The following is a 3,065-nucleotide window of genomic DNA, read 5'->3' as shown; positions in this document are numbered from 1 at the left end:
GAGGCCGGCGCGGCGCATCGTACGGTCCAGGATGCGGCCGAGACCGTCCCCGATGCGGTCGTTCACCGCTTCCGCCGATACGCCGGCGCTTTGGATCGCTTGTCCAAGCGCGGCCACCGCCGGATCGTCCGGCCCGCGCGCGGTATGGAGGATGGGGTCCTGGCCTTCTGACAGCACGGCAAGCGCGCGGGCGACGCCCGCCTCGACCTCCGCCTCCCAGGCTTGGGGCTCGACAGCCTTGGTCGCATCCAGCGCGACGGTGCGGAAGCCATGCGCTTCCGCCCAACTCAGTTGCTCGGCGGTGACCGGGGAGCAGGAGCCGGAGACGGCGACAACATGCGCGGCGCGTGCGGCCGTCGGTGGTTTCTCCACCGGTGCGATGAGGCCGCAAGCCTGGAAATAGGCGATCAGCGCATATTCCAACCCCTGGGAGCCGACCACGAACTGCGGCCCATCGGTGGCGCGTTTCTCCCAGACCAGGCGGCCAGCCTCGGCCAGGGTTTCCTGATCGACGATGTCGAGGGAGAGGATTTCCGCCCCGGCCGCACGGCGCACCGCCATCTCGGCATCGGCGCGGCCCGTCTTCATGGCGACGAAATCGATCACGTCGATGTTTCGCGACGTCTGCTGCGCCAGATGCCGCGCGAGGTCCGCCTCATGCATCGGCGTCACCGGATGTCGGCTCATCGTCGGGTGCCGGTCGAGGCGAAAGCCGCGGCCGGCGACGGTCGCAAACAGATTGCCAAAGGCCTGGTAGCGATGGATGGCGGGTGCCGCGGTGACCAGCGGCACCCAAGGGCTGGCGAAGATCGACTGGCCGATGTCGATCGCCGCCCCGATGGAGCCGACATGCGGGGCAGAATCAAAGGTCGAGCAAATCTTGTAATGCATGAGCGGCGCGCCGGTCGCGGCCAGCGCCTCATAAAGCGGCGGCAGATGCGCGCGCATCCAGTCCGGGGACTGGGAACGCGCGATGCCGGCGATGCCGATGCCGCGGATGCCGGGAAAGCGCGCCAGCTGGGCTGCCGTCGGTGCGGCGAAGAACAACACCGACGGCAGGCCTGCGAAGCTCAGCGCCTCCATGGTCGCGGCGGCCCCGGTGAAATCGTCACCATAAAAGGCGACGAGCGGGCCGGCCGGCAAGGCGGCGGCTCGGCTCACGGCTTCGCGGTTCCGCGCGCGTATTTGCTGTCGAGCCCCTTGATGCCTTCGACATTCGCGGCCGAAGCACCCTTCGGATCGAAGTCGGACTCGAGAAACTTGTCAGCAATCGCCTTGGCCAGTTCATGGCCGACGACGCGGGCACCCATGGTGATGATATGGGCATCGTTGCTTTTGGCCGCGCGCTCGGCCGAATAAGTGTCATGGGTCTGGGCGGCGCGGATGCCCGGAATCTTGTTCGCAGAAATGGCGACGCCAATGCCCGTGCCGCAGAACAGGATGCCGCGCGTGACCCGCCCGTCCAGAATCGCCTGGGCGCCGCGCTCGGCGAGAGAGGCGTAAAGTTCGCCCTTCTCCTCGCCGAGATCGAGCACCTCATGCCCCGAGGCCGTCAGATGCTTGACCAGGATATCCGCGAGCGGCTTGCCCGCGCTATCGCCGCCAACAACAACTTTCATCAACTCAACTCCATAAAGGCACCGGCTGCCTTTTCAGGAAACGCCGGTCTGGCCGAAAGCTTCGATGGACTGGGCAAGTTCTTTGTGGTCCCGCGCATAAGTCTCGAGCGGGATGCCCTGTACCGCCGCCTCCCAGGCCTGGGTAATGGCGCGCACACCCGCGCCGGGGCCACCGGGATGGCCCATAATGCCACCCCCGCCCAAATAAAGTAGGTCGACCGAGCCCCCGTTGCGCGCATAGGTCTCCGGCGCCTGGCCACCCCATTGGCCGGACCCCACCACCGGCAAGGGCCGGTCTGACGGATCGAGCAGCGGCGTCATGCAGTCATGGAAGGATTGCAGAAAGCTCTCGTCCGGCTCCCAGTATTTGGCGCCGATGCCGTTGATCTGGAACTGATCGACGCCGAGCAGGCGCCACAGCTGCTGATAGACATTGAAGGACAGGCCGAGATCGGGATGGCGGGTCAGCATATCCCACTGGCTGCGATGGGCGTGCAGGATGAGGCGGGAGCGCTTGCGCAGGTATGCCATGCCGCCATAGCCGAGTGCGTTGATGTTGATCACCGCCGTGGTGCCACCGGCCCCTGCCACGATGTCATGATGCCGCATCATCGTATCGGGATCGGCCGAGGAAATGCCGAAAGCGTAGAGCACCGTCTTGCCGGTCTTCTGCTCATGCGCCTTCAGCACCGGCATGACAGCCCGGACCCGCGCTTCCAGCGGCGCATAGCCCGGGTTCATCATCTTCTCGTCGTCCTTGATAAAGTCGACGCCGGCTTCCACGAGTTCCTTCGTCACCGCCGCCGTATCTTCGGGCGAGAGGCCGAGGGCCGGCTTGATGATACTGCCGATGAGCGGCCGACCCTGAACGCCCGAGACGCGGCGCGAGCCGGCGATGCCGAATTGTGGACCGGGATGGGCGCGGATGAAGTCGGGTGGCAGCTTCATATCCACAATGCGCACGCCGGACAGGCCGCGCACGGAGAAGACGCCGCCGAAGGCGATGGTGGTCAGCGCCGCGATATCGGTGCCGATCACGTCCATCGGGAAATCGATATCGACATCCGCCCGCTTATAAGGTTTCGGATCGGCCGAGGTGACACGGTCCTGCGGGAAGGTCGGCTGCGCATAGGGTTCGAGTTCGCGAATGGCGATCACCCGGGCGGCGCAACGGGCCTTGAGGTCCGGCGTTTCGCCCGGCACCGGCACGAAGGTGCCGGTGGTCTGGTCGCTTGCAATCTTCTCCGCCATGCGACGGAGATCACCCGGAGTTTCGATGCGATAGGTCAGGCGAATGAAGGACATGTCAGGCACTCTTCTGCGCAGGCGTTGGACGAGCCCGGTTCGTACCGCGCCCGCGGACACCCCCCGCGAGCGAGAGGACGAAGATGACGACGAGTCCCTGGACGATATCCTGCATACCCGAGGGCAGGCCCGCGACCTGCA

3 protein-coding genes are annotated in these 3,065 nt (G+C 65.9%); all 3 read right to left on the bottom strand.

Going from position 1 to position 3,065, the window contains the following annotated elements:
- Positions 1-1,161: four-carbon acid sugar kinase family protein (locus VL752_RS16485; RefSeq protein WP_325356950.1), on the bottom strand; the 1,161-nt coding region annotated here is incomplete at its 3' end.
- Positions 1,158-1,619: an RpiB/LacA/LacB family sugar-phosphate isomerase gene (locus VL752_RS16480; RefSeq protein WP_325356947.1), complete on the bottom strand. Its 462-nt coding sequence runs from the start codon at positions 1,617-1,619 to the stop codon at positions 1,158-1,160. The genes VL752_RS16480 and VL752_RS16485, both read right to left, overlap by 4 nt.
- A gap of 33 nt (positions 1,620-1,652) precedes the next feature.
- On the bottom strand, positions 1,653-2,924 hold the full coding sequence (gene oiaX, locus VL752_RS16475; RefSeq protein ID WP_325356949.1) for a 3-oxo-isoapionate-4-phosphate decarboxylase OiaX: 1,272 nt from the start codon (positions 2,922-2,924) through the stop codon (positions 1,653-1,655).
- Between the last annotated feature and the right edge of the window lie 141 nt (positions 2,925-3,065).

Origin of the sequence: Acidisoma sp. (assembly GCF_035492295.1) — a bacterium.
In the GTDB taxonomy this organism is placed as follows: Bacteria; Pseudomonadota; Alphaproteobacteria; order Acetobacterales; family Acetobacteraceae; genus Acidisoma.
Note: the sequence above shows the minus strand (reverse complement) of the source record. Positions and strands in the feature narration are given on the sequence as shown.

Excerpts from the sequence above, each read along its gene's own strand:
- VL752_RS16480 (WP_325356947.1), bottom strand. The coding sequence starts at position 1,619 with ATGAAAGTTGTTGTTGGCGGCGATAGCGCGGGCAAGCCGCTCGCGGAT.
- oiaX (WP_325356949.1), bottom strand. The coding sequence starts at position 2,924 with ATGTCCTTCATTCGCCTGACCTATCGCATCGAAACTCCGGGTGATCTC.